26 protein-coding genes are annotated in these 25561 nt (G+C 32.3%); 12 read left to right on the top strand and 14 right to left on the bottom strand.

Going from position 1 to position 25561, the window contains the following annotated elements; genetic code table 11:
• Window positions 1-25 precede the first annotated feature (25 nt).
• Both thiH and AC4FRF_RS01415 read left to right on the top strand, forming a co-directional pair.
• Complete coding sequence (gene thiH, locus AC4FRF_RS01410) at window positions 26-1183, top strand: 2-iminoacetate synthase ThiH (protein ID WP_491157657.1); 1158 nt, start codon at window positions 26-28, stop codon at window positions 1181-1183.
• A 51-nt stretch (window positions 1184-1234) separates the two neighbouring features.
• Window positions 1235-1945 (top strand): HesA/MoeB/ThiF family protein, encoded by a 711-nt coding sequence (locus AC4FRF_RS01415; protein WP_491157659.1) that lies wholly within the window; start codon window positions 1235-1237, stop codon window positions 1943-1945.
• A 54-nt stretch (window positions 1946-1999) separates the two neighbouring features.
• On the opposite strand, the gene AC4FRF_RS01420 is transcribed toward AC4FRF_RS01415, so the two are convergent.
• The 3 genes from AC4FRF_RS01420 to AC4FRF_RS01430 form a co-directional block, all read right to left on the bottom strand.
• A complete protein-coding gene (locus AC4FRF_RS01420) occupies window positions 2000-2839 on the bottom strand; it encodes a DUF2971 domain-containing protein (RefSeq protein WP_491157660.1) in 840 nt (279 codons plus the stop codon).
• Window positions 2840-2901: 62 nt separating this feature from the next.
• The gene (aat, locus tag AC4FRF_RS01425; protein ID WP_491157661.1) at window positions 2902-3537 is read right to left on the bottom strand and encodes a leucyl/phenylalanyl-tRNA--protein transferase; all 636 of its coding nucleotides are present in this window, start codon (window positions 3535-3537) and stop codon (window positions 2902-2904) included.
• 115 nt (window positions 3538-3652) lie between these two features.
• The gene (locus tag AC4FRF_RS01430; protein WP_491157662.1) at window positions 3653-4018 is read right to left on the bottom strand and encodes a DUF3127 domain-containing protein; all 366 of its coding nucleotides are present in this window, start codon (window positions 4016-4018) and stop codon (window positions 3653-3655) included.
• Window positions 4019-4344: 326 nt separating this feature from the next.
• On the opposite strand from AC4FRF_RS01430, the gene AC4FRF_RS01435 reads away from it, so the two are divergent.
• Window positions 4345-5493 (top strand): sensor histidine kinase, encoded by a 1149-nt coding sequence (locus tag AC4FRF_RS01435; RefSeq protein WP_491157663.1) that lies wholly within the window; start codon window positions 4345-4347, stop codon window positions 5491-5493.
• 5 nt (window positions 5494-5498) lie between these two features.
• Here AC4FRF_RS01435 and AC4FRF_RS01440 read toward each other — a convergent pair whose 3' ends face one another.
• From AC4FRF_RS01440 to greA, 3 genes are all read right to left on the bottom strand, one after another.
• Complete coding sequence (locus AC4FRF_RS01440) at window positions 5499-6683, bottom strand: transglutaminase domain-containing protein (RefSeq protein WP_491157664.1); 1185 nt, start codon at window positions 6681-6683, stop codon at window positions 5499-5501.
• A 134-nt stretch (window positions 6684-6817) separates the two neighbouring features.
• Complete coding sequence (locus AC4FRF_RS01445) at window positions 6818-7207, bottom strand: HIT family protein (RefSeq protein WP_491157665.1); 390 nt, start codon at window positions 7205-7207, stop codon at window positions 6818-6820.
• Window positions 7208-7275: 68 nt separating this feature from the next.
• Entirely contained in the window at window positions 7276-7752 is a 477-nt protein-coding gene (greA, locus tag AC4FRF_RS01450) for a transcription elongation factor GreA (protein WP_035656904.1), read from the bottom strand.
• Window positions 7753-7914: 162 nt separating this feature from the next.
• Here greA and AC4FRF_RS01455 point away from each other — a divergent pair, with 162 nt between their 5' ends.
• Window positions 7915-8334, top strand: a complete 420-nt coding sequence (locus AC4FRF_RS01455; protein ID WP_491157666.1) for a Rieske (2Fe-2S) protein — start codon at window positions 7915-7917, stop codon at window positions 8332-8334.
• 56 nt (window positions 8335-8390) lie between these two features.
• On the opposite strand, the gene AC4FRF_RS01460 is transcribed toward AC4FRF_RS01455, so the two are convergent.
• The 5 genes from AC4FRF_RS01460 to AC4FRF_RS01480 all read right to left on the bottom strand — a co-directional run bounded on the left by AC4FRF_RS01460 (window position 8391) and on the right by AC4FRF_RS01480 (window position 14235).
• Window positions 8391-10547: a TonB-dependent receptor gene (locus tag AC4FRF_RS01460; protein ID WP_491157667.1), complete on the bottom strand. Its 2157-nt coding sequence runs from the start codon at window positions 10545-10547 to the stop codon at window positions 8391-8393.
• 244 nt (window positions 10548-10791) lie between these two features.
• On the bottom strand, window positions 10792-11196 hold the full coding sequence (gene arfB / locus AC4FRF_RS01465) for an alternative ribosome rescue aminoacyl-tRNA hydrolase ArfB (protein ID WP_491157668.1): 405 nt from the start codon (window positions 11194-11196) through the stop codon (window positions 10792-10794).
• Window positions 11197-11199: 3 nt separating this feature from the next.
• Window positions 11200-12819 carry a DUF4301 family protein gene (locus AC4FRF_RS01470; protein ID WP_491157669.1) on the bottom strand — a complete coding sequence of 540 codons (1620 nt, stop codon included), beginning with the start codon at window positions 12817-12819 and terminating at the stop codon, window positions 11200-11202.
• 33 nt (window positions 12820-12852) lie between these two features.
• On the bottom strand, window positions 12853-13500 hold the full coding sequence (gene pnuC, locus AC4FRF_RS01475; protein ID WP_491157670.1) for a nicotinamide riboside transporter PnuC: 648 nt from the start codon (window positions 13498-13500) through the stop codon (window positions 12853-12855).
• Window positions 13501-14235 carry a phosphoglycerol geranylgeranyltransferase gene (locus AC4FRF_RS01480; RefSeq protein ID WP_491157671.1) on the bottom strand — a complete coding sequence of 245 codons (735 nt, stop codon included), beginning with the start codon at window positions 14233-14235 and terminating at the stop codon, window positions 13501-13503. It lies immediately after the preceding gene.
• 95 nt (window positions 14236-14330) lie between these two features.
• Here AC4FRF_RS01480 and AC4FRF_RS01485 point away from each other — a divergent pair, with 95 nt between their 5' ends.
• The 3 genes from AC4FRF_RS01485 (at window position 14331) to AC4FRF_RS01495 (ending at window position 15676) form a co-directional block, all read left to right on the top strand.
• A complete protein-coding gene (locus tag AC4FRF_RS01485; protein WP_491157672.1) occupies window positions 14331-14927 on the top strand; it encodes a Crp/Fnr family transcriptional regulator in 597 nt (198 codons plus the stop codon).
• Between the two features lie 74 nt (window positions 14928-15001).
• Entirely contained in the window at window positions 15002-15283 is a 282-nt protein-coding gene (locus AC4FRF_RS01490) for a hypothetical protein (protein ID WP_491157673.1), read from the top strand.
• On the top strand, window positions 15284-15676 hold the full coding sequence (locus AC4FRF_RS01495; RefSeq protein ID WP_491157674.1) for a group III truncated hemoglobin: 393 nt from the start codon (window positions 15284-15286) through the stop codon (window positions 15674-15676).
• 1 nt (window position 15677) lies between these two features.
• Here AC4FRF_RS01495 and AC4FRF_RS01500 read toward each other — a convergent pair whose 3' ends face one another.
• Window positions 15678-16310: a 4'-phosphopantetheinyl transferase family protein gene (locus AC4FRF_RS01500; protein ID WP_491158288.1), complete on the bottom strand. Its 633-nt coding sequence runs from the start codon at window positions 16308-16310 to the stop codon at window positions 15678-15680.
• Window positions 16311-16560: 250 nt separating this feature from the next.
• On the opposite strand from AC4FRF_RS01500, the gene ahcY reads away from it, so the two are divergent.
• The 3 genes from ahcY (at window position 16561) to AC4FRF_RS01515 (ending at window position 21539) form a co-directional block, all read left to right on the top strand.
• A complete protein-coding gene (ahcY, locus tag AC4FRF_RS01505) occupies window positions 16561-17877 on the top strand; it encodes an adenosylhomocysteinase (protein WP_491157675.1) in 1317 nt (438 codons plus the stop codon).
• Between the two features lie 169 nt (window positions 17878-18046).
• Window positions 18047-18607 (top strand): hypothetical protein, encoded by a 561-nt coding sequence (locus AC4FRF_RS01510; RefSeq protein ID WP_491157676.1) that lies wholly within the window; start codon window positions 18047-18049, stop codon window positions 18605-18607.
• A gap of 121 nt (window positions 18608-18728) precedes the next feature.
• On the top strand, window positions 18729-21539 hold the full coding sequence (locus tag AC4FRF_RS01515; RefSeq protein ID WP_491157677.1) for an outer membrane beta-barrel protein: 2811 nt from the start codon (window positions 18729-18731) through the stop codon (window positions 21537-21539).
• Window positions 21540-21827: 288 nt separating this feature from the next.
• Here the strand turns inward: AC4FRF_RS01515 and rpmA are convergent, their stop codons facing one another.
• A complete protein-coding gene (gene rpmA / locus AC4FRF_RS01520) occupies window positions 21828-22094 on the bottom strand; it encodes a 50S ribosomal protein L27 (protein ID WP_026712573.1) in 267 nt (88 codons plus the stop codon).
• A gap of 24 nt (window positions 22095-22118) precedes the next feature.
• Window positions 22119-22541 (bottom strand): 50S ribosomal protein L21, encoded by a 423-nt coding sequence (gene rplU, locus AC4FRF_RS01525; protein ID WP_491157678.1) that lies wholly within the window; start codon window positions 22539-22541, stop codon window positions 22119-22121.
• 244 nt (window positions 22542-22785) lie between these two features.
• Here rplU and AC4FRF_RS01530 point away from each other — a divergent pair, with 244 nt between their 5' ends.
• Both AC4FRF_RS01530 and AC4FRF_RS01535 read left to right on the top strand, forming a co-directional pair.
• Entirely contained in the window at window positions 22786-24111 is a 1326-nt protein-coding gene (locus tag AC4FRF_RS01530; RefSeq protein ID WP_491157679.1) for a M16 family metallopeptidase, read from the top strand.
• Window positions 24112-24123: 12 nt separating this feature from the next.
• Window positions 24124-25539: a M16 family metallopeptidase gene (locus AC4FRF_RS01535; RefSeq protein ID WP_491157681.1), complete on the top strand. Its 1416-nt coding sequence runs from the start codon at window positions 24124-24126 to the stop codon at window positions 25537-25539.
• Window positions 25540-25561: the final 22 nt, after the last annotated feature.

Consider the following 25561-nt stretch of genomic DNA (forward strand, 5'->3'; position numbering starts at 1 on the left):
GCTCTTAGTGTTTAAAAAATAAACAATGACAAACTTCAAATCTACTTTCGAACAATACAATTGGGACGAAATTCAAACTAAAATTTATGCTACTACTGCTAAACAAGTAGAACAAGCCCTGGCGAAAACCAAGCGTAATTTGGATGATTTTTTGGTGATGATTTCTCCTGCTGCTCAAGCTTATTTAGAACAAATGGCGCAAAAAAGTCACGTACTTACTAAAAAACGTTTTGGAAAAACCATTCAAATGTATGCACCCTTGTATCTAAGTAACGAGTGCCAAAATATCTGTACGTATTGCGGTTTTAGTCTGGACAACAAAATCAAACGCAAAACCCTAACCGATTCTGAAATAAAATTAGAAGTCGAAGCTTTGAAAAAAGCTGGATTTGACCATGTTTTATTGGTCACCGGAGAAGCCAACTACACCGTTAATATCAATTATTTCCTGAATGCAATCGAGCAAATCAAAACCGATTTTTCCATTATTTCCGTTGAAGTACAACCCCTTTCACAAGAAGACTATGAACGATTGCATCAGGCCGGCGTCTATTCGGTTCTAGTATATCAGGAAACTTATCATCAGGAAGTATATAAAAAATACCATACGAAAGGCAAGAAATCTAATTTTGATTTTCGTTTGGAAACTCCAGACCGAATTGGGAAAGCAGGCATTCACAAAATAGGTTTAGGTGTCCTATTGGGATTAGAAGACTGGCGAACAGATAGTTTTTTCAATGCTTTGCATTTGGATTATTTGCAAAAGACCTATTGGCAAACTAAATATTCGGTTTCCTTCCCTCGATTGCGTCCTGCAGAAGGCATTATCGAACCTAATTTTATCATGAATGATAAAGATTTAACCCAACTCATTTGTGCCTACCGTTTGTGGAATGAAGATTTGGAAATTTCGATTTCGACCCGTGAGAACGAAAAATTCAGAAACAATATTATCCCACTTGGAACAACAAGTATGAGCGCTGGTTCTAAAACCAATCCGGGTGGTTATGTGGTGGACCCGCAATCGCTGGAACAATTCGAAATTAGCGACGAACGTTCCGTTGCTGAAATAGCAACTATTATCAGTCAAAGAGGATACGAACCCGTTTGGAAAGATTGGGACAGAACTTTTAGTCAAACGTCGAAAGTCGAAAGTCTTAAAGAAAATTCGGTTTTCCATTAAACATTATTTTGACTTTATAACTTTCGACTTCATTACTTTAAGACTTAAAAAATGAGCATTATACAAGACTTTTTAAGATACAACAGACAAGTCATTTTACCTGAAATTGGTGAAGAAGGGCAGGAAAAATTAAAAAAAGCCAAAGTATTGGTAATTGGCGCAGGCGGTTTAGGCTGTCCCATTTTGCAATATTTAGCTCCTGCCGGAGTGGGAACTATTGGGATTGTAGATTTTGACAAAATCGAAATTCATAATTTACATCGCCAAATTCTTTATATCGAAAACCAAGTGGGTTTATCGAAAGCTTTGACTGCAAAAGAAACCGTTGAAAAACTAAATCCGTTAATTGAAGTTATCTCTTTCGAAGAAAAATTAACTATTGAAAATGCTACCAGAATCATTACTGACTTTGATATTGTAGTGGATGGATCGGATAATTTTAGTACGCGCTATTTAGTTAACGATACTTGTGTTTCCTTAGGAAAAACTTTAGTTTACGGCAGCATTCTGGGATTCGAAGGACAAATTTCGGTTTTTAATCATCAAGGGAGTAAAAATTTACGTGATTTATTTCCTGAACCACCAAATCCTAAAGACGTACCCAATTGCAGTTTTAATGGAGTTTTAGGAACCTTACCGGGAATGATAGGCACCATGATGGCACACGAAACTTTAAAACTAATTATCGGTTTACCGAGTTTGAAAAACCAATTGGTTCTTTACAAAACCTTAGATTGGAGTTTTACTAAAATAACTTTTTAATTTTTTCAGAGACACAGATTAGAGAAATGGAAGAAATTCTTTTCCATTTCTTGTCTAAATTATTTCATTAAATTCTAATTTAACAGAAAGAGGATGTGGTCTTACTTCAAATATTTTAATATGCGGGTATTCATTTTTTAAAATATGCATCAAATGTTCATATGAATTTGAGTCTTTAATTTTCATATTTTGACCAATATAAATTTCTTTAACTAAGCTTTTATCAAAATACAATTTATTATCAAATGATTTTGCATTTATAGATATTGCTCTAAATTCATTCTCATATTTCCAATCATCCATTTTCCAACAATATTCAAATACCATTGTTAGAATTTTACGAATAAATTCTTTGTATTCTTCGTCTAAAAAACTCTCATTTAGTCCTGCAATTACTTCTTCTAGTTTCTTATTATTTGGTTCGTAATCTTTTAAATAGGCTACATGACTTTTAATTGCAATATTTTTATTTTGTAGTAACGAAGAATCGTTTTCATATTTTAAGCAAAATCCACTATAACTATTAGCATAATGTCCCCACATTAAACGATTATTGCTTTCCAAACTAAAACAACAAACCCCTATGTTTTCACGATGCCTTTTTATCCCTTCACTACCTCTATCAATAATATATTTTTCTCTATTATCTAAGCAATCAAAAGGATCATTAAAGTTTTTGGGACTAGAAAAATATAAATAACCTTCTAAAAGTGCATTAAAACTATTTTCATTTAAGCCATAAAATTTATATAGAAATTCTGGTTTTACAAATTTCTCTTTATTCTCTGTAATAGAAGAAAAATATGCCCCTTTTCTTTCTAAATCAAAATTATGTGAATATTTATAATTTTCGTACTCCCAATCTATGTTTATAGTAGGCACATAATTTCCCATAATTTTAACTAAATAATTCTAGATTAAAATATAAAACTCTTTTTACTCAAATTTATTAATTTTTATTTATTTAAAATAGCCATAAATTCCTCGCGGGCAATTTCGCGACAGCCTAAACTTTCTAAATGTTCATTATACACTTGGCAATCGAGTAGTTTATAATTTTCTTTTTTCAATTTTTCTACCAAGGCAATAAAAGCCACTTTAGAAGCATTGGAAACCAAAGAAAACATACTTTCTCCACAAAAAACATGACCTAAATCGACACCGTAAAGTCCTCCAACTAATTCATCTTCTTGCCAAACCTCAACCGATTTAGCCATTCCTAAATCATGCAACTTGCAATAGGCTTCAATCATATCATTGGTAATCCATGTTCCGTTTTGCCCTTCTCTTTTTACTTGTTGGCAGTTAGAAATAACAGCTCTGAAATTTTGATTAAAAGTAACCCGAAAGAGTTTTCTATTAAGAATATTCCGCATACTTTTAGAAACAACCAATTCGTTCAGAAACAATACCATTCTAGGGTTTGGCGACCACCAAGTAATGGGTTCACCATCTTCAAACCACGGAAAAATGCCGCTTTTGTAAGCTAATTGTAATCGATCTGAAGACAAGTCGCCACCAAGCCCAATAATTCCAGAGGAATGAGCTAAATGTACAGGTGGAAAGAATAATTCTTCGGTTAAATAAAACATTCTTTAAAATTTCAATAGCAATGACAAAAATCAATATCAAATCAAAAAAAAATCCAAATTCCAATTAGATATTGATTAATTGGAATTTGGAATTTAAAAATTTGGAATTTAATTATTAGAACGGTAAATCGTCTGGTTCGTCTTCGTTTAAGTTTGTTGCTGGAGCAAAAGCTGGAGCAGCTGGCATAACGGCAGCAGGCGCTTCAGTAGCTAATTTTTCAATTCTCCATCCTTGGATACTATTAAAATATCTTGTTTCACCTTGTGGATTTACCCATTCTCTACCTCTTAAATTGATAGATACTTTTACGGCTTCTCCAATATTGTAATTGTTCAATAAATCACATTTATCTTGTGTAAACTCAATCATTATATGTTGAGGATATTGCTCCTCAGTAGTTACAACTACTTCTCTTTTTCTAAATGATGCACTAACTTGTTGTTCTGGATTAACAACCTTAATTTTCCCTGTAACTTCCATCTTCGCTATTTTAACTGTTATATAATATTATTTTCAAAACTATTCCTAAACCAGAATAACAAGTCTTTCATTTGAACTTTAACTACTCTAAATCAATTGAATGCAAAATTCAAACAGAAAAACATTTGATATACAAATATAACAACTTCTTCTGTCTGACAATAAAGTTTGTTTTACATTTTCAATTTTAATTTTTAATTCCTTGTCAAACAAGGGTGTTTAAACCAATATAAACTCTTTTCATTAAGAAAATGCTCTAAAACTTTAAAGTAGACTAAAACAATAGTTCGTATATTTCGTTATATTTATAGCTCAAAATATCATTTATGCAATTTTCTGATAAAAGAAATACCGTAAGATGGATTCTTATTTTTGCCTCATTTCTTATTATTTCCTTAATCCTATGGAATACCTATACTTTTTTTCAGATTTTCAAAAATGAAGAACGACTAAAAATGAGTCTTTTGGCCAAAGCCCAACAAACGCTCATTAATGCCGATGAAAATACAGATGTGGAACTTCCGCTTCAAATTTTCAACAACAACAATTCTATCCCCGTTATCCTTACTGAAAATGACAGCATCATCAACACCATTAACATTGATGAAAACATTGTAAAAGACCAGGTAAAAGCCATGGATTTTTTAAATGATTTAAAAAAAGAAAATGATCCTATTATTATCGAATATGCTCCTAATAAATTTCAAAAATGGTATTATGGCAACTCGGCTTTATTAAATAAACTAAAATACTATCCTATAGCTTTATTACTGATTATTTTCTTATTTTCTACACTGATTTATTATTTCTATAGAAGTACCAAAATTGCCACTCAAAATAAGCTTTGGGCTGGTATGGCTAAGGAAACAGCCCATCAAATAGGCACTCCATTATCTTCGTTAATTGGTTGGGTAGAAATTCTGAAAACTGAAAACATTGATGAAACAACGACCTCAGAAATCGAAAAAGATATTAATCGGTTACAAACCATAACCGATCGTTTTTCTAAAATAGGTTCGGAACCAGTTTTAGAAAAAAGAAACATTATCAACGAAACATTACAAACTTACAACTACCTACAGTCCCGATTTTCTAAACAAGTGGAATTTTCTTTTGACAGTCCTAAAATAGCTATATACACTATGCTTAATCCCACTTTGCATAGCTGGACCATAGAAAACCTCATCAAGAATGCTATTGATGCCATGAAAGGCAAAGGAAAAATTGCTGTTTTGATACAAGAAGATGCTCTTTACGTAAAAATAAACATTTCAGATACCGGTAGCGGAATTCCAAAAAATCAGTTTAAAACTATTTTTGAACCTGGTTTTACCACCAAAAAAAGAGGTTGGGGATTGGGACTTTCATTAACCAAACGAATAGTAAACGAATACCACAAGGGAAACATTAAGGTTTTAAATTCCGAAATTGGCAAAGGAACCACGATGCAAATTACCCTCAAAAAAATAATTTAAAGAAATTATTTTGCTTTTTGAAGTACTTTATAAAACATCATTTTTCTATCAGTCCTAGGCTTAGACAAATAGCTGTTTACAAATTGCAAATACTCTTCTGATTTCTCCAATCTTTTTGCAATTGCTTCCTTCAAATTATTAACATTAGACTTATTATTAACATTACTTAGACTTTTTTCAAATTCAAAGAGACGCTCTCTGCATTTAATTAAACTATCAATCGGTTCTTGTATTCTCTTTTTAATTTCTACATCCGACACCATGGGTTGAAATTGCTTGTTCCTATAATTTATAAAATCATTCAACTGATGATTAGCTCTATTGAATTGATTCACTATTTCACCATATTGTTTTCCATTCTGTCTTTCACTTTCATTTCTCCAAGCGTTTTTTGCATGAACGTATGCCTGAGAAATATGCTGGTTTTTCATACCTCCTTTTTCGATTCTTTGGGCAACGTCAAACAATTGCTGTAGTTTTGGCTCGTTTTCAAATCTTTCAATTTCTTTTACATAGTCAAATTTTTGTTTTCGGTCGTCACCTAAATAAACTCCTTCAATAAATTCTTGATTGCTTATGGGATATTGCATAAATTGCCATAAATAATCAAATGGCATGTGGGTATTAATCATTATTTCAGGATCTACCATAAAATTTCTATTATCAAGTCGTCTTGTAAAATAGCCATTTGAAACAAATCCTGAACCCCAAGTAGGATCAAATAAATACCATTTATTATCAATTCTGGCCGCATTCCAAGCATGCGATAAATTATCCACTTTTATCTTATTCCATTTGGTATAACCTGTAATTACAAATGATTTTATTCCAAGCGAATTTGCTAATTGATTAAAGATATTGGCATAATCAAAACAAACACCTTTTTTATTATTAAATGTCCTTTTTATCCTGTCTTGTAGTTTTTCGTCAAATTTCACTTCAAACATATTGTCTACATCATAACTAATATTGTGAGCCGTCCAATAAAAAACCGCACGAATTCTATCCGATTCTGTTTCGAAATTTCGTTTGATATATTGGCTAATATCATCCAATGATTGACCATAAATAGCAGGCATTTCGTCCATCTTAGCATCAATCAAAGCATAGTTTTTCTGGACTTTTTGTTTTTTTTGTGCCAAAACAAAAAAGGAAAACAAACAAAAAAAGGATATCAATATAGTCTTCATAAAACAACAATATAGATTTATTAAACATTTATTCCAATCAAAATTCAATATCTATGCCATTATTAAAAAGCATAAAAAAAATCGTTTAGAAACTATTCCCTAAACGATTTTAAAAATTTATTTATTATAGCGAATTATAAATTAGCTCTGATATCCTGAGCTAATTGTTCAAATTCTTCTTTGTTCATCGCTACTTTTTTCTGAAAACGAATATCCTCCATGGTATTTAATGGAATCAAATGAACATGCGCATGTGGCACTTCCAATCCAATAACCGAAATAGCAATCCGATTGCAAGGAACGGTTTTTTCAATAGCCTTAGCCACTTTTCTAGAAAAATGCATCAGCCCTAAAAAATGTGCTTCATCCATATCAAAAATCTTATCGATTTCAACTTTAGGAATACACAAAGTATGTCCTTTAGCATTGGGATTGATATCTAAAAAAGCGAAATAATTATCGTCTTCAGCAATTTTATAACAGGGGATTTCTCCGTTTACTATTTTGGTGAATATTGATGACATTGTTTAGTTGTTTAATCATTTATCCGATTAACCGATTAAACAAATAAACGGTTAAACTTTTAAAATATTTACTCTCTAGTAATTTCTAGAATTTCAAATTTCAAAACACCATTAGGCACTTTAATTTCAGCTACTTCACCAATTGATTTTCCTAACAAACCTTTTCCAATAGGAGAGGTAACAGAAATTTTTCCTGTTTTCAAATCGGCTTCACTTTCGGCAACTAAGGTATATTTCATTTCCATACCGTTTGCTTGGTTTTTGATTTTTACGCTTGACAATACCAAAACTTTTGACAAATCAAGATTTGACTCATCAATTAATCGAGCATTAGCATGAATTTCCTCTAACTTGGCAATTTTCATTTCTAACATTCCTTGGGCCTCTTTTGCAGCATCGTACTCTGCATTCTCAGATAAATCTCCTTTATCTCTTGCATCGGCTATATCTTGAGATGCTTTTGGGCGCATCACTGTCTTTAAATAATCTAATTCTTCTCTTAACTTTTTAAGTCCTTCTGCTGTGTAATAAGATACTGTACTCATAACTTCATCATTTTATAAAATAGAAAAAATCCCATCGGAACGGGATTTCTTTCCACAAAGATAATATATATTTTTTATAGTGTATAATTATATGTTAACCATTATTATTTCAAATGTAAATAAATTAAATTTGTTTCACTAATACTTTTACGAATTAAAAACATGAAAAAAATTATCCCGCTTTTCCTAATTAATCTTTTGTTTTTTTCTTGTTCGGATAATGGCTTCAATAATAAAAATCCATACATCCCTAACTATAATTTTTCGGTAACTTTTGACTTGAATTATCCTGCCTATTCTAATCTTAAATTTGCTAGTAATGCCGTTTATTATGCAGGATCTGACGTAGGCCCTAAAGGGATTTACGTTTTCAATACCGGTAGTGGCTACAATGCTTTTGATGCTGCTTGCCCTAATCAATCGCTAAGTAGTTGTTCTACTTTAACCCTTAATGGGATTAATCTAGTTTGCCCTTGTGATAACGAAGAATATAGTTTGTTTACTGGTCAAGGAAAATTACAATATCCTTTAAAACAATATCGAGTTGAAGTTATAGGAAACATACTTCGAGTGTACAACTAAAACAAAAATCCTGAAAATAGAATACTTTCAGGATTTTTTTAAATATAAACTACAAATTAAAACTTCAATGTAAGTCCCGCTAAGATATTTGCTCCCGCTTGAGGATAATAGTACGGATAAACATCCCACATATATCCATTTGAAATATACTGCTTATTCGTGATATTATTTGCTAATACACTTATGACAACCGATTTAAAAACACTTTTTGGATTGATCGTATAAGTAACATTAAAATCATTTACAAAATAATCAGCTAACTTTGCAGCAGCTAATTCTATGTTATCCATATATTGACTACTAACAAACTTAGACATTAAACTCAATCTTAATGATGTTATTGGTGAAAAAGTCAAAATATTTCCTGCAATAAATTCAGGAGAAAAAGCGATGTCTGTATTCCCTAAATTGGTCAAATCACCATCTACATTAGAAATAAAATCTACATTTTTATTGTTGCTTATTGTGAAATTTGGAGCAACAGACCATTTATCCGATAGTTTAAAAGTAGCATCTACTTCCAAACCTAATCTATAACTATCTCCGCTATTTTGTCTAATTGGACTCCCAACATCATTTAACTCTCCCGTTAAAACCAGTTGGTCTTTATAGGCCATGTAATACAAATTCGTATTTACTTGAAATTGATTGGATTTGAATCTCCATCCCAATTCGTAATCATTTAGCCTTTCAGGTTTTACACTTCCACCTTCATAATCGGTTCTGTTTGGTTCGCGATTGGCTCTAGCATACGAAAAGTACAAAGAATTTTGATTGTTAATATCAAACGTAAGACCCGCTTTAGGATTGAAGAAATTAAAAATATCATTAACCAAACCTGTTTCCCAACTATTGGCTTTGTAAGTTACATTTCGGTATTGTAAATCTCCGAATAAACTTAATTGAGAAGTCACTTGAAAATTAGCTTTTGCAAAAACATTTCCATCTGTTTTTGTCGAAAAATCATCATAATAGTGATCTCCCAATTCACTTTGCGAAGCATATCTTGCCCAGATTACTTTTCCATAATGATCGCCTTCATATTTATTATAACCTCCTCCAAAAATCAAACTCAGACTTTCATTTTTATAATTAACCGAAAAGGTTGTCCCGTAAAAATCGTTATCCAACCATTTTTGACGAATTAGATCAGTTGAAGTTTCTGAACCAACAGGATTCAATCCGTAATCCCCAAAATCAGCATCTTCTTTATAATTTTCATAATAACCTTTTCCTTTGGTATAATGGAAAGCTAAGTTCGTATTCCAATGATCAGATACTTTTTCGTTCCAATGCAATTGGTAATGATCTTGCTGATAATTATCTGTTTCATTATCATAAAAACGGTTATTTCCTGTTTCATCTGTAAACATTCCAGCTGAATTGAAAGTTCTATTGTCAGCCATCGTTTCTGGATCAATTCCGTTCCAAGATTGATAGGTTTTTTCAGTTCCACCAAAAGCCAAAGCCTTGATTAAAGTGGTCTTCCCTACATAAGTTCCTTGTAAAAAATAGGATTTTAAATCAGATGAAGCTCTATCAATATAACCATCCGATTTTAAGGTTGACAAACGCCCAGCCAATTCAAAATGATCATTCATCAATCCTGTACTAAACTTTACCGTATGCTTGTGCGTATTAAAACTTCCAAAAGAATTCGATATTTCTCCAGTACTTTTCTTAGCGTAATTATCCGTTAACATATTTAAACTCGCTCCAAAAGCTCCAGAACCATTAGTTGAAGTTCCTACACCGCGTTGCAATTGTAAACTCTCAACCGAAGAAACAAAATCAGGCATATTTACCCAAAATGTTCCCTGACTTTCAGCATCATTATAAGGAATTCCGTTAATAGTAACATTGATTCTGGTTGCATCACTGCCACGCACTCGAATTCCAGAATAACCCACTCCATTTCCTGCATCAGAAGTAGTAACAACTGAAGGCATGTAGTTCATTAAAGTTGGAATATCTTGACCTAAATTACGAGGTGCAATTTCTTTTTTGTTTAAATTCGAAAAACTCACAGGTGTCTTTGTAGTTACACGAATTGCAGAAACCAAAACTTCATCCAGTTGATTGGTTTTAATACTGTCTTGTTGTTTTTGTTGTGCTAAAGCACCTAAAGAAAATAATAGAGAACAACTTGCCATCAAAACACTTGATTTTGAGACTTTGTGTCTTTGCGACTTTAAAACTAGAATAGTTTTCATCCGTAATTGTTTTACGAATAAAAGGGGGAATTATTCTTTTTGTTAATGTAATAAATAGATTTGTTCAACTCATAAACCAATGATTTTCACCATCAACTTATCTTGTTTTCCCTTAGCAACATTACTTGCTCAGGTTCGTTGGGTATGATCTCAGCTCGTTATTTAGAGCACCCCTTTGAGACGCTGCAAAAGTACAGCTAAAAAGTTCAAAAATCAATAGCAATTACAAAAACAAACTAAAAATTCAATCCCAGTTAGGTTTCTTTCTGGATTTTTTTAAATCCGAAAGATTCTTTTTATCTTTAATACGCTTCCTGATTACCGCCTTAGGAACTTTAGTCGCTTTTCTGGTTTTAAGAACTACAAGTGCTTTTCTAATCAATTCCAAAAAACGCTTGGTTACAATGTCTTTGTTTTTAAGTTGGCTTCTATCTTCATCACAATTCAAAATCAACATTAAATCATTGGTCAATCTTGAAGAAAGATTTATTTCTAACAATAACTTTTCTTCATCAGATACTGCTTGCGAATTTTTTAGATCAAAAGACAACACCACCTTAGACGAAACTTTATTGACGTTTTGCCCACCAGCACCACTGCTCCGCACAGCTTTGTATTGTAACTCTGATATGATTTTTTGAACCTCCATTTCTTATAACGACTGATGTGCTTCTTTCAACAAATCATTTACCGTTTTAACCGGATTAAAAGTAACCAAAGGAACTTCAACAAAAATCGTCAACCAGTTTGCCATAGCGCCATTCCATAATCCAGGTAGCTCATATCCCTTAATATCTTTGCCCAAATAATTCTTCTCAACAATAAAACCGCTATTTTCATCTACAAATTGGTGTAAATCAAATTTTTCGTTTTTATAATTTTTGGTTGCACAAACTAAATCTACCGGATTAAAATGCGTGGCATTCGTTATGATTTTAGCCTGTTTCTTATTACTTAAATCCACCTGAGACGATTCAACAATTTGCAATGAAATCCCTTTTTGAGCATTTTTTACCCAAAAAGGACCTCCTCCTGGCTCCCCCTCATTTTTTACCATTCCACATACGCGAATAGGCCTATCCAATAAAGATCTCAAAACCTTAATTTTATTTTCGAAAGTATACAAATCAAAATCAGACTTTATACTCATATTCAATTTGGTTTTCAAAAATGTTTTGATTTCCTCGATTTGTTTATCATCAATAGTATACAAATCCATTAGATTCAAACAAGCAAATATTTGTTGTTGTAATTCTAACAAAATTCCAGCCAAACCTTTTTTATAAAGAGCTATGGTTTCATTATTATGGAGAATAACATTGTCAATATTTTTAATAAAAATAATATCCGCATCCAGTTGATTCAAATTTCCAATTAAAGAACCATGCCCTCCGGGTCTAAAAAGTAATTTCCCTTCCTCAGTTCTAAAGGGTTTATTGTTCATATTTACCGCAATCGTATCGGTACTTTGAGCCTGATACGAATAACTTACTTCAATACTAGTTTGTGTCTCTTTTTCAACCTTGGCTTTTTCATTATTGATGATTTCTTCAAATTGAGTTTGATGCGATTCTGAAACTGTAAAATGCAAATAGGATTTATTATTTGTACTAGAATAATAACCGCATTCATATAAATGTTCTTCAATAGGAGTGGCAATTTTAGTAGCATATTTATGAAAGGGTAAAATTCCTTTTGGCTTAGAAGCAAAATCAAAATACTTCGAGTCCAACATGAATTTTATAAAATAATAATTCTTATAATCTCGCGGAAGCGTATCAAAATCCTGAATTTCTTCTTTTAATTTTTTATAGATAATATCAAAAAAAGGCAGCTTTTCCATCCCAACAATAAAGACAGGTAATTTAGTATCCTTTTTTCTATTGATATAAGCATTAATACTTTCCTTCTCTATATCAAAATCATTCAAGAATGCTAATAAAAACTTGAACATTCTAGTTGCTGCTCCAGAAGCTGGCACGAACTTCAACAATTTTAAATTGGATTTGTGTTCGTCAAAAAAGTTAGCTTTCTCTACAAAATCAGCATTGATTAACTTCAAAATCCCATTTCCAACCGTTGCAGCTTCAAACAATTCCATCTTTGGAATTCCTTTTTTAAAAATTGAAAGTTGTTTTTGAACATTTTCTACTAAAACACCATGCTGTTTTATTTGTTCAAAATCTTGTTCTGACAATCCCATATCTTTTATATTATTTAAATCATCAATTGATTTAGATTTTTCAACCACTGAAACTTTTATTTCACTCATCTAACTACTATAAATCATTATAAAATACTAAAACTATTCTCCTAGAACAGTCTTTCCTACAGTATGAGTATCTTGATCTTTTAAGATTTTCTTCCATTCTAGATAACCAAACACTGCAAGAACCGTAAAAATCAAATATTGCAAACTGGTAAAAGTATAACCTTTGCAAAAATACAAAGGTATTGAAATGAAATCTCCTACAATCCAAAAAATCCAATTTTCAATTTTTCGCTTAGCCATTAACCACATCCCTACAAAAAAGATAGCTGTTAAAAAAGTATCTACATAGTTATACCAATTTATAAATTTATCAAAATACTGATACACTATAAAAACGAAAACTAAAGTTAAAACAAAAATAACAGCAGTAATTATATTTTCACTTTTTGTTACAACTGAAACAGGAAATTCTTCAACATCTCCTTTTTTTCTTGTCCAATGATACCAACCGTAAACACTCATAACAAAATAATAGCCATTAATCATCGAATCACCCAGTAGCTCCCATTTCCACAATAAATAAGCATAAATAAAAGTGCTCACTAATCCAGTTGGAAAGACCAAAATATTATCTTTCTTAGCAAACCAAACACTGGCAAGACCAAAAAAAACGGCTACCAATTCCAGTACAATTTCAATTGTGGGATAACCAGCATATTGGGAGAAAAAATACTCTATCATTTATAATTGTATTTGATCATTAAAAAAATCACTATCTCTTTCAAAAGCAGTTCCTATTACCACTAAATCCGCACCTGCTTTATAGGCATTTTGAATACCTTGTCCATCAACAATTCCGCCACCAACAATAATAGGAATATCTATGTTCTGCCTCAGTTGAGAAATCATCTCTAAAGGAACCGATTTTTGAGCACCACTTCCCGCTTCCAGATAAATTAATTTATTACCAATCATTTCTCCTGCTAAAGCCGTAGCTACAACCATATCTAAATTATCTCTTTCTAAAGGCTTGGTTTTACTCACGCGTTCTACAGCTGTTTCGCTACCACTTTCAATTAAAATATAAGCCGTAGAAATAATTTCAAGCTTTGTTTGTTTTAAAATTGGTGCTGCTTTTACATGATGTTCTATCAAATAATCGGGGTTTCGCCCGGACAAAAGTGATAAAAACAAAATCCCATCGGCATGATTCGAAATTTGAGAAGGATGCCCTGGAAAAAGAACAACAGGCAAAGTACAATCTTGTTTGATTCTTAGCACCAAATCGTCTAAAATAGTACTCTCTACTTGGCTTCCACCAATAAAAACATGCGTTGCCGGTGATTGATTTATTTTAACTACCAAATCAGCAATTTGTTCCCAAATGATTTTGTCGGGATCCAAAAGAATAGCCAATAATTGCTTATTTGCTGCTTTTGCAGCCTGTATTTCTTGATAGATTGTAACTTTTTTCATGTGAGGGTAAAAGTAAAAAGTTTTTGTAGTATAAGAACCATCCTGAAACAATTATATTTGTTAGCACATTTAGAATTCTAAAAACTTACTTTAAGATGATTGCTCTTTCATTGCTAGAAAAATATGGCGGAATTAGAAAAAACTACAAAAGTAGCGTCCTCATTTTTAAAGAAGGCACGCAAGCTATGTGTTATTACCAAATTATTTCGGGCGAAGTAAAAATGAACAATTACAACGACGAAAGCAAAGAGTTCATCCAAGGTATTTTTTACAAAAACCAATGTTTTGGTGAACCTCCTTTGTTTATTGAACAGCTTTATCCTGCCAATGCCGTAGCTGTTATTGACAGCGAATTGATAAGTGTTAGCAAAGAAAAATTCCTAGAACTACTAAGAGACAATTCGGAAATTAGTTTGAACATCATCAAAAACCTGTCACAACGACTGTATTACAAATCAGTTATGGCTGCTGAAATTTCCTCTCAAGACCCTGAACATCGCGTCATCCGCCTCATTGACTATTCCATTGAACAATTGAATTTCAAACCAGATGAAAACGGTTTTCTTATAAATTTTACCCGACAACAAATAGCTGATTTAACAGGATTACGAGTCGAAACCGTAATTAGAGCTATTAAATCACTGGAGAAAAAAGGATCTTTAAAAATAATTAACCGAAAAGTGTACAGATAATTTCGTTTTATGATTTAAGTCATAAAATGGAGCCTAGTTCCCGTTGTAATTTTGTGTTATTAAAACAAATTATTATGACACTTTACAACAATACCTTCGAAAAATTTGATACCAATTATTTTGCATCTGCATCATTATGTATCTTAGTACAAAGCTGTTTGGGTGGTGCTGCAGCCATGGCTGTATTAGCTAACGGAACTTCTATAGGGCAAATGATTCAACTTGTTCTTGTCGTTTTCATTAGTATGATGGCTAACACATCTATCCTAGCACAAATGAAACACAAAGTGTTTTTTAATGCTGTTTTAGCAAGTATGATTTCAAGTGTACTCTTTATCATTATAAACAACTTATAAATGAAAAAAGATATCGAAAACAGAGCAGATATCTCTAAATTAGTGCATACCTTTTATGATAAAATAAGGGCTGATAAAGAAATTGGTCCTTATTTTAACAAACTAATTCTAGATTGGGATTCACATTTAGAAAAGCTTACAGATTTCTGGGAAACTAATTTATTTGCCATTCGGAAATACAAAGGCAATCCCATTGAAGTGCATAATAAAGTAGACGAACACTTTCATGGTCAAATCAATCCGAATGAATTTGGAATTTGGTTAAATTATTGGTTTCAAACTTTAGATGAACTTTTTGAAGGAGAAAATGTAACCGTATTAAAAGACAGAGCCCGAAGAATGGGAAGTTTTTTCTACCTTAATATGTTTAAAAACCGAAGTGTTTCGGCATAATTTATTTTTCTAAAGCATATACTAAAGTAAAATTTTCCACTTCTTCATGATAAATTTTGAATTGCTTTTCCAAATTGGAAAAATGTAATGTTGCTAAAGTTTGAGATTGATTCAAATCGAAATCATGAACTGCAATATGGTCTTTAAAACTAATGCCTTTTTCATTTCGGATTTTGAAAATCGCTTCTTTGGCTCCCCAAATTACCGTTAGTTTTTTGATGTATTCCAATGTTTCATTTCGATCCAAATATTGAAATTCGGAATCACAGAATTTATCAGCAATACGAATGATTTTCTCTCTTTGTAATTCGATGTCAATTCCAACGGTTTCATTACTAATAATAATGGATGAGAATTGATGCGAATGGGTAATTGAAATATGTTTACCATCCTGCAAATGTGGTTTACCAAAAACATCATAATACAAATCAAAATCGGTATAAGCCGCTTCATTTAAAAGTTTGCGTACACTTAAAAAACCACGCTGATGGAGCTCGGACTTCATACCGCTAATGCGTTTTTGACATATTGGGTTCAGGCTGACTTCTGCAAACAATTGTTCATAGGACTCCGTAATTTTCCAAATGTAAATTTGAGTGTTCGTATTGAAATCTATTTTCTTGTATAATGGCATGTTGTTATTTCCTTGATTTTGTAGCCCCGGTAGAAGCGGCATCCTTTTACTCCTTTCTTTAAGGAGTAAAAGATAGAGCGGATAACGGGAATAGCTTCTAAAAATAAATAGCTTAGACTAAAATAAAATTATTTAGTTAATATTCAAAAGATTAAGACATTAAACATTTCATAAATATTTTAGAAATTAGCTGAAATCTAAAGTTATTGTGTAATTTTGCAAAAAATTTACAATTACAAATATACTATAAATGAGTACTACAACTACGCCTTTTGTGGCTTACAAAGTAAAAGACATTTCTCTAGCGGCTTGGGGAAGAAAAGAAATTGAACTTGCTGAGGCTGAAATGCCAGGTTTAATGGCACTTCGCGCTGAATATAAAGATGAGCAACCGCTTAAAGGAGCTCGTATTGCTGGATGTTTACACATGACCATTCAAACTGCTGTTTTAATTGAAACTTTGATTGCTTTAGGTGCTGAAGTTACTTGGTCTTCTTGTAACATTTTCTCAACTCAGGATCAGGCTGCTGCTGCTATTGCTGCCGCTGGAATTCAAGTTTATGCTTGGAAAGGTCTTGACGAAGAATCATTTGACTGGTGTATTGAGCAAACATTATTCTTTGGTGAAGACAGAAAACCATTGAACATGATTCTTGATGATGGTGGAGATTTAACTAACATGGTTATTGATCGTTACCCAGAATTGGTTCCTGGAATCAAAGGATTATCTGAAGAGACTACTACAGGAGTTCACAGATTATATGAAAGAATGAAAAACGGAACATTGCCAATGCCTGCAATCAACGTAAATGACTCTGTAACTAAATCTAAATTTGACAACAAATACGGATGTAAAGAATCGGCTGTTGATGCTGTTCGTCGTGCTACAGACATTATGTTAGCTGGTAAAAGAGTAATTGTTTGCGGATATGGTGACGTAGGTAAAGGAACTGCTGCTTCTTTCAGAGGTGCTGGTTCTATTGTTACTGTTACTGAAATCGACCCTATTTGTGCTTTACAAGCGGCAATGGACGGTTTTGAAGTAAAGAAATTAAACACTGTTATTGGAAATGCTGATATCATCATCACTACAACTGGTAATAAAGACATCGTTCTTGGTGAGCACTTCGAACAAATGAAAGATAAAACGATTGTTTGTAACATCGGACACTTTGATAACGAAATCGACATGGCTTGGTTGAACAAAAACCACGGTGCTTCTAAAATCGAAATCAAACCTCAGGTTGACAAATATACTATCGCTGGAAAAGATATCATCATCTTGGCTGAAGGTCGTTTGGTAAACTTAGGTTGTGCTACAGGCCACCCTTCATTTGTAATGAGTAACTCATTTACAAACCAAACTTTAGCTCAAATTGAATTATGGAAAAACAGTGCAGCTTACAAAAACGAAGTGTACATGTTACCTAAACATTTAGATGAAAAAGTAGCTGCTTTACACTTAGCTAAATTAGGTGTTGAATTAGAAACTTTACGTCCTGACCAAGCTTCTTATATTGGAGTAGAAGTTGAAGGACCATTCAAACCAGAATATTACAGATACTAGGTCCTTGCGAGTTCCGTTAACTATCGGAATGAAGTAATCCTACTATAACTTTCAAAACCCTTACAGAAATGTGAGGGTTTTTTATATATTTATATTTCAATTTTTGATTGATATGAAGAAACTTATTCCACTCTTATTTTTTATTTGCTCCCAAATGTCAGGACAAAATATGTCAAAAGAAGAACTTCAAAAAGACAGATTTGATTTAGGAATGTCTTTTTTAAAAAGAGGTAAAAATGAAAGAGCTGTTCAATTATTTTATTTAACTCATTATCTTATTTCCAACAACGAAATAGGCGAAATTGCTTTTAAAAAATACGATTCATTAAAACCTATTATCAGGGAAAATCTCAAAAAAAATATAATCGGAAATTGGAAAAAAATATACAAAGGTCCTAACTGGGGCATCCCTGATGAAAATGGTATTGTTGGAGAAATGATTACTATAAATGAAAATGACATTTTATTTTTCGAATTATATAAAAATGCAAAAGAATGGTGTTTGGTAAAAACAGAACCCATTGTTTTTTGTAAAAAAGCTGAACAGGGAAACGACATTTATGATGTAACTCTCACTGAATTCACATTCAAAAATAAAGAAGTCTGGCAATTTTATATTGATGAAAAATCAGGTCTTTTAAAAACATTTTTATTTGGAAACGAATCTGAAAATGGTCTTTCTCAAATAATTTGTTGCGGTATATCATATGAATATTTTAAACTAGAATAAACATTAAAAACGACTACCTAAGACACAAAAAATCACTCTCAAAATAATAAATATATTTTTACACTTCGAATTAAACCTTTGGTCGTATTTAACATCTTATGTTAAGTTTAACCAAATTATTATGTGTAAATATTTATCATTTCTATTCTTACTGCTGCTTTCTTTAAATACTTCGGCGCAAAGCTACATTTTAAAAGGAAAAGTACTCAACATCAATAACCAACAACCATTGGAGTCCGCTACAGTCTATATTACAACTGTAAAAGATTCAACAGTTTTAGAATACACATTAACGGATAAAAATGGGGATTTTAATTTTGCAGTTAAAAAAAATGACAAACCAGTATTTCTGAAAGTCACTTATATGGGATTTGACACTTTTGCAGAAGAACAAAAAGGAATTTCGGCAAATAAAGATTTCAACAACATTTATCTGTCTGAATCAATAAATACGCTTAACGAAGTTACTGTAAAAAGCGAAGATCCACCTATTAGAGTTAAAAATGACACGATAGAATTTAAGGCTTCTTTATTTAAAGTACGCCCAGATGCAAATGTAGAAACATTACTAAAACAACTTCCAGGAATTGAAGTAGATAGCGATGGAAAAATCACTGCAAACGGAAAAGAAGTGACTCAGGTTTTAGTGAATGGAAAACCTTTCTTTGACCGAGATGGAGCGATGGCTCTGAAAAACCTTCCAGCCGAAATCATCAATAAAGTTCAGGTTTCGGACTATAAAACTAAAAAAGAAGAGTATTCTAAAGACCAAGCTGCATCTGACAATTCCAGTATCAACTTGACCATAGACGATGATAAAAACAAAGGTTATTTTGGAAAATTTATGGGTGGATATGGAACAGACGACCGCTATGAATCTAGCTTTATTGTCAATTTCTTTAACAACAACAGAAAGATAAGTTTACTTGGTTCTTCTAACAACATTAATGCACAAGGCTTTTCGCAAGATGAAGTTTTTGACAACATGGGTGGTGGAAGAAACAGCCGCGGAACAACCATAAACAGAAGTCAGGCAAATGGAATTACTACATCCAATTTACTTGGTTTTAACTATTCTGATGAATTAATCAAAGATTTTAATTCTAATGCAAGTTATAACTATTCAGATGCCCATACTGAAAACAATCACTATTCTGAATCAACCGAGTTACGTCAGGATGGTAATTCATACTATACTGTTTCTAATTCCAATACAGACAACAGAAACAGCAATCACAAAGCCAATGTAGAATTAGAATACAAAATATCACCAACTATACGATTATTTGTTGCTCCCAGATTTAATAACTCTATTTCTGAAAGCAATAATACTTCTAATAGCATTAGTGACAACTTAACTACTGGTAAACGAGCTTATGATACTGATTCTCCTTTATCATCCAACAGAAATGAATCAAACAACTTTAACAACTCAATTAATTTCAACAAATCTTTCGAGAAAAAAACACGAAATTTAAGTTTTGTTTTCAACAACAGCAATTCAAGCTCAAACTCAAATAACTTTGTTGAGTCAGAAACAAATTTTTACAAAGCTGACGGAACATTAGAAAAAAACATCTCCAGAGATCAGAACAGTAGAAACAATAGCATTAGTGATTCTTATTCTGCCGAAATTGAATATACCGAACCCATAACCGATTCCATTCGTTTTAAAATTGGAGTAGAATACAATTATCAAAATAACATTAACGACAATAAAACTTTTGATGATATTGGAAACGATGTTTATACAAACTTAAATCAAGATCAAACTACTTATTTAAAATCCAAACAAAATAGTATTGTTCCGAAGACAGGTATTCGTTTTCAAAAAAACAAATTCACTTTTGACATCAATTCATCGGCCTCTATTTTACAATACGACAACCACTCGTTTTACAAAGAAAAAGCCATCGATTTAAATCAAAAATACATCTTACCAAGCAACGCTTTACAAATTCGATACAGAATAGATCGTTCTAAGTTTTTTACTTTTAGATACAACTACGACCAATCGTTACCTTCGGCATCTCAATTGCTTCCAATTACAAACGTATCCAGCACCATAAACACAGTTACCGGGAATCCTGATTTAAATCCTACTGAAACGCATAGCGCAAGGCTAAATTACAGAAACTTTGATTTCCGCACCCGTTCCGGATATAACTTTTATTTGAATGCCAATTATAACCAAAATGATATTATCAGCACTTCTAATTACAATCAAAATAATAGCCGAATCTCAACTTATTCAAACATTTCAGGAACCTACTCTTTTTCCGGAGGTGGTAGTTGGAATAAATCTATCAAACAGGAATCTAATTTATTGAGATACGGAATTGCCTTAAATGCAAATTATAATTTCAACAAAGCATCAACCAATGGCGTTTTATACGGAGCCACTTCCAAAGGACTTACTCCAAGAGTCTATTTAAATTATGATTATGGCGAATTTTTCACAGTAGCACCTTCTTATAATTTCTCTTATAACGAAACTGATTATGATATCAGTTCGCTTAAATCAAGGTCAAATGTAGTACATCGCATTAATTTACAAACAACATCATATTGGCCAACCAATTGGATTTGGGGTAATGATTTTGGTTACACTTACAATTCCATCAATCAGGATTATTATTTATGGAATACCAGTTTATCATACAGTTTCCTAAACAAAGCTTTTGTTGCCAAAATAAAAGTGTATGATGTATTAAACCAGAATCAAAGTATTACCAGAAGCATTTCATCAACAGCAATTACAGATAATATTAACACAGTATTAAAACGTTATGCTATGTTTTCTTTGACCTATAAAATCCAAAATTTCTCTGGAATGAAAAACCCTCCTGGAAGATACAACAGAAACATGGGCGGAATGGACAGAGGAGAGCGCCCTGGCGGTGGAGACAGAGGCTCGAGATCTATGGATTAAAAAAACTAATTATTAATTCAGTTTTTGAGATAAATCCCCTTGCTTTTTTTATTAAGCAAGGGGATTTGTTATTTTATTTATACTTTTTTCAACCACATACAACAAACCAAGAACTTACTAATCAAAAATAAGCCTACTAATTATTCATAAAGCTTCTTTTCTAAAACAATAAGAACATTAGTCTGCTTGTTATGCAATTAATTACTTAAAAAATAGCAATAACAACACTTTTAAGCATAAAAAAACCCATCTCAAATGAGATGGGTTTATAATAAATTGAGAAATCAATTATGCTTCTACTTCAAATGGAAGGATTGAAACGTATGATTTGTTGTCTCTTTTCTTTTGGAACTTAACAATTCCGTCTACTTTTGCATGTAGCGTGTGATCTTTACTGATGTAAACATTTTCACCTGGATTGTGTTTCGAACCTCTTTGTCTTACGATGATGTTCCCTGCGATAGCAGCCTGTCCTCCAAAAATCTTAACACCTAAACGTTTTGATTCTGATTCTCTACCATTCTTAGAACTACCGACACCTTTCTTGTGAGCCATGATGTTTTAGTTTTAATATTGTTATTATTCTTGAGTATCTTCTTTTTTAGCTTTAGCTACTTTTTTCTTTGGAGCTTCAGCTGTTTCTGTAGTTGCTTCAACTGCTGCTTTTTTAGAAGCCGCTTTTTTAGCACCTGCTGCAGTAATACCTTCAATTACAATTTGAGTAAGATATTGTCTGTGACCATTTCTTTTTTTGTATCCTTTTCTTCTTTTCTTTTTGAAAACGATAACTTTATCTCCTTTTAAGTGTTGTAACACTTTAGCTTCTACTGAAGCACCTTCTATAGCTGGGGCGCCCAAAGTTACATTCCCATTGTCATCTAATAAAAGAACTTTATCAAAAGAAACTTTTGATCCTTCTTCGTTAGACAAACGGTGAACATAAACCTTTAAGTCTTTGCTTACTTTAAATTGTTGCCCTGCTATCTCTACGATTGCATACATACCAAATTGATTTATTGATTTTTAAGGTTGCAAATATACAATTATTTTTTTATCACGCAATCACTAAATTTAAAAAAATTATTCTTCGTACTTTCGCTTTATTTTCAATACTTTAGAAACTTTATTTAAACCTATTTTTTTGTTAAAAACAACTCTATTGTACATTCAATGCTAAAAAAAAGTATTTTTGAAATAACAATCATACTAATATAAGTATTACAACCTCATTTTTTATTAATCTTATATGAAAAAAATAATAATGGCAATTAGTTCCGCACTTTTAATGAGTAATATTATTACTGCTCAAAAAATAGCTTTTGAAGAATATGACCTAAACAATGGACTCCACGTTATCTTACACCAAGACAATAGTGCTCCAGTAGTAATTACTTCGGTTATGTACCATGTAGGTTCAAAAGATGAAAACCCTAACAAAACAGGGTTTGCTCATTTTTTTGAACACCTATTATTCGAAGGCACCGAAAATATTAAAAGAGGCGAGTGGTTTAATATTGTTACCGCTAACGGAGGTGTAAACAACGCTAACACCTCTGATGACCGCACTTATTATTACGAAGTTTTTCCTTCAAACAATTTAGAATTAGCACTTTGGATGGAATCCGAAAGATTAATGCATCCTGTAATCAATCAAATAGGTGTTGATACTCAAAAAGAAGTAATCAAGGAAGAAAAAAACTCCCGCTATGACAATCAACCTTACGGCAAAATAATCGAAGCCGTTAAAAAGAACTTATTTATTAACCACCCATATCGATGGACCACCATAGGCTCGACTGAACATTTAAACTCTGCTAAACTAGAAGATTTTAAAGCTTTTAATGAAAAATTCTACATTCCAAACAATGCGGTTTTGGTGGTTGCTGGCGATTTCGAACAAAAACAAGCCAAAGAATGGATTGAACAATACTTTGGCCCAATTAAAAAAGGCGCTCCGATAAAAAGAGAAACATTTGTTGAAAAACCAATAACCGAAACTATCAAAGCTACTCATATCGATCCAAATATCCAGATTCCAATGCTTGTTGCAGCTTACCGAACACCATCAATGAAAACCAGAGATGCCCGCGCCTTAGATTTCATATCTTCTTATTTGAGCGATGGCAAAAGCTCCAAATTATACAAGAAAATAGTAGACGATCAAAAGAAGGCTCTGCAAATTGGCGCAGTAGGTTTTAATGAAGAAGATTATGGTATGTACATATTATATGGCTTACCAATGACAAACTATACCAACGAAGATCTACTTAAAGAAATTGACGAAGAAATTGTAAAAATACAAACCGATTTAATTTCTGAAAAAGATTATCAAAAAATCTTGAATCAATTTGAAAACCAATACGTAAACGAAAATTCAAATGTAGAAGGAATTGCCGAAAATTTAGCCAAATACTATCTTCTTTTTGGCGACGTAAATTTGATTAACAACGACATCAACATCTATCATTCTATTACGAGAGAAGAAATTAGAGATGCTGCAAAAAAATATTTAAATCCAAATCAACGTCTATTATTAGATTACATTCCTAGCCCTGAAAAGAATGAAAACTAAGTCCTTCCAATCATGAAAAAATCAAGTATTCTATTTATTCTAATCCTAGTTACCGCAATCATGCAAGCACAAGAACGCAAACAACCTATAGCTGGAAAACCACCTGTAGTCAATATAAAAAAACCGCAAAGTTTTACTTTAACTAACGGCCTAAAAGTAATGATTGTTGAAAACCACAAATTACCTAAGGTAACAGTAAACCTTACGATTGACAATCCTCCATTTGCCGAAGGAGACAAAAAAGGAGTCGACGAATTATGCAGCAACCTAATAGGAAACGGTAGTACCAAAATTTCAAAAGAAGACTTTAACGAAGAAGTTGATTTTATGGGTGCTTCTATGTCATTTAGTTCCAATAGCGCTTATGCCAGCTCACTCTCTAAATTCTCAAAACGCACCTTAGAACTTTTAGCATACGGAGCTTTAGATCCAAATTTCACTCAAGAAGAATTAGACAAAGAAAAAGCAAAAGCGATTGAAGGATTACGTTCTCAAGAAAAAAGCGTCTCTTCTATCGCTAACAGATTAGTAAATGCCTTAGCTTATGGAAAAAACCATCCTTCAGGCGAATTCATGACAGAAGAAACTTTATCTAATATTACCTTAGAAGACATTATAAAGAATTACAAAACTCATTTTGTTCCGCAAAATGCTTATTTAGCAATTGTAGGAGATGTTAAATACAACGAAATTAAGGCACTGGTGGAAGAACTTTTTGGTTCTTGGAAAAAAACTACCACCCCAAAAACCACTTATCCCGACCCAGAAAACGTAGCAAGTACTCAAATTAATTTTATTGACGTTCCTAATGCTGTTCAGTCGGAAATTTCGTTGGTGAACACCTACAAATTAAAAATGAATGATAAAGATTTCTTCCCAACAGTAATTGCCAGTTACATTTTAGGAGGAGGCTTCAACAGCTATTTAAACATGAATTTAAGAGAAGCTCACGGATGGACTTATGGCGCAAGCACGAATATTGGTGCAGGAAAATATGTCACCAGCATACGCTCGGCATCAGCAGTAAAGAATAACGTAACCGATAGCGCCGTAGTAGAATTTATCAAAGAAATCAAAAAAATAAGAACCGAAAAAGTAACCACCGAACATCTTGATAATGCCAAAGCAGGTTACATTGGCCGTTTTGTAATGAAGGCCGAAAAACCAGAATCGGTTGCACGATATGCCTTGAACACAGAAACAGAAGATTTACCAGCTGATTTCTACGAAAACTACATTAAAACCATTAATGCTGTTACCAAAGAAGATGTTCTTGCTGCTGCCAACAAGTATTTCTTAATCGATAACTCCCGAATAATCATCGTTGGAAAAGGCAAGGAAGTTATCCCTGAATTAGAAAAACTAAACATTCCAATTTTCTATTTTGACAAATATGGAAATCCCATAGAGAAACCAGTTTTTGAATAAAAACAAGAAAGCATTCACAGAA

The organism is Flavobacterium sp. ST-158, assembly GCF_058309975.1.

Bases quoted from the DNA above. Each gene is read 5' to 3' on its own strand.
- AC4FRF_RS01420 (WP_491157660.1), bottom strand. From the start codon at position 2,839: ATGGGAAATTATGTGCCTACTATAAACATAGATTGGGAGTACGAAAAT.
- greA (WP_035656904.1), bottom strand. From the start codon at position 7,752: ATGAGTACAGTATCTTATTACACAGCAGAAGGACTTAAAAAGTTAAGA.
- AC4FRF_RS01460 (WP_491157667.1), bottom strand. From the start codon at position 10,547: ATGAAAACTATTCTAGTTTTAAAGTCGCAAAGACACAAAGTCTCAAAA.
- AC4FRF_RS01485 (WP_491157672.1), top strand. From the start codon at position 14,331: ATGATTGCTCTTTCATTGCTAGAAAAATATGGCGGAATTAGAAAAAAC.
- AC4FRF_RS01440 (WP_491157664.1), bottom strand. From the start codon at position 6,683: ATGAAGACTATATTGATATCCTTTTTTTGTTTGTTTTCCTTTTTTGTT.
- thiH (WP_491157657.1), top strand. From the start codon at position 26: ATGACAAACTTCAAATCTACTTTCGAACAATACAATTGGGACGAAATT.
- AC4FRF_RS01530 (WP_491157679.1), top strand. From the start codon at position 22,786: ATGAAAAAAATAATAATGGCAATTAGTTCCGCACTTTTAATGAGTAAT.
- AC4FRF_RS01515 (WP_491157677.1), top strand. From the start codon at position 18,729: ATGTGTAAATATTTATCATTTCTATTCTTACTGCTGCTTTCTTTAAAT.
- AC4FRF_RS01455 (WP_491157666.1), top strand. From the start codon at position 7,915: ATGAAAAAAATTATCCCGCTTTTCCTAATTAATCTTTTGTTTTTTTCT.
- pnuC (WP_491157670.1), bottom strand. From the start codon at position 13,500: ATGATAGAGTATTTTTTCTCCCAATATGCTGGTTATCCCACAATTGAA.
- AC4FRF_RS01435 (WP_491157663.1), top strand. From the start codon at position 4,345: ATGCAATTTTCTGATAAAAGAAATACCGTAAGATGGATTCTTATTTTT.
- AC4FRF_RS01535 (WP_491157681.1), top strand. From the start codon at position 24,124: ATGAAAAAATCAAGTATTCTATTTATTCTAATCCTAGTTACCGCAATC.
- AC4FRF_RS01415 (WP_491157659.1), top strand. From the start codon at position 1,235: ATGAGCATTATACAAGACTTTTTAAGATACAACAGACAAGTCATTTTA.
- AC4FRF_RS01430 (WP_491157662.1), bottom strand. From the start codon at position 4,018: ATGGAAGTTACAGGGAAAATTAAGGTTGTTAATCCAGAACAACAAGTT.
- ahcY (WP_491157675.1), top strand. From the start codon at position 16,561: ATGAGTACTACAACTACGCCTTTTGTGGCTTACAAAGTAAAAGACATT.
- AC4FRF_RS01510 (WP_491157676.1), top strand. From the start codon at position 18,047: ATGTCAAAAGAAGAACTTCAAAAAGACAGATTTGATTTAGGAATGTCT.
- AC4FRF_RS01470 (WP_491157669.1), bottom strand. From the start codon at position 12,819: ATGAGTGAAATAAAAGTTTCAGTGGTTGAAAAATCTAAATCAATTGAT.
- aat (WP_491157661.1), bottom strand. From the start codon at position 3,537: ATGTTTTATTTAACCGAAGAATTATTCTTTCCACCTGTACATTTAGCT.
- AC4FRF_RS01445 (WP_491157665.1), bottom strand. From the start codon at position 7,207: ATGTCATCAATATTCACCAAAATAGTAAACGGAGAAATCCCCTGTTAT.
- AC4FRF_RS01500 (WP_491158288.1), bottom strand. From the start codon at position 16,310: ATGCCATTATACAAGAAAATAGATTTCAATACGAACACTCAAATTTAC.
- AC4FRF_RS01480 (WP_491157671.1), bottom strand. From the start codon at position 14,235: ATGAAAAAAGTTACAATCTATCAAGAAATACAGGCTGCAAAAGCAGCA.
- AC4FRF_RS01490 (WP_491157673.1), top strand. From the start codon at position 15,002: ATGACACTTTACAACAATACCTTCGAAAAATTTGATACCAATTATTTT.
- AC4FRF_RS01495 (WP_491157674.1), top strand. From the start codon at position 15,284: ATGAAAAAAGATATCGAAAACAGAGCAGATATCTCTAAATTAGTGCAT.
- arfB (WP_491157668.1), bottom strand. From the start codon at position 11,196: ATGGAGGTTCAAAAAATCATATCAGAGTTACAATACAAAGCTGTGCGG.
- rplU (WP_491157678.1), bottom strand. From the start codon at position 22,541: ATGTATGCAATCGTAGAGATAGCAGGGCAACAATTTAAAGTAAGCAAA.
- rpmA (WP_026712573.1), bottom strand. From the start codon at position 22,094: ATGGCTCACAAGAAAGGTGTCGGTAGTTCTAAGAATGGTAGAGAATCA.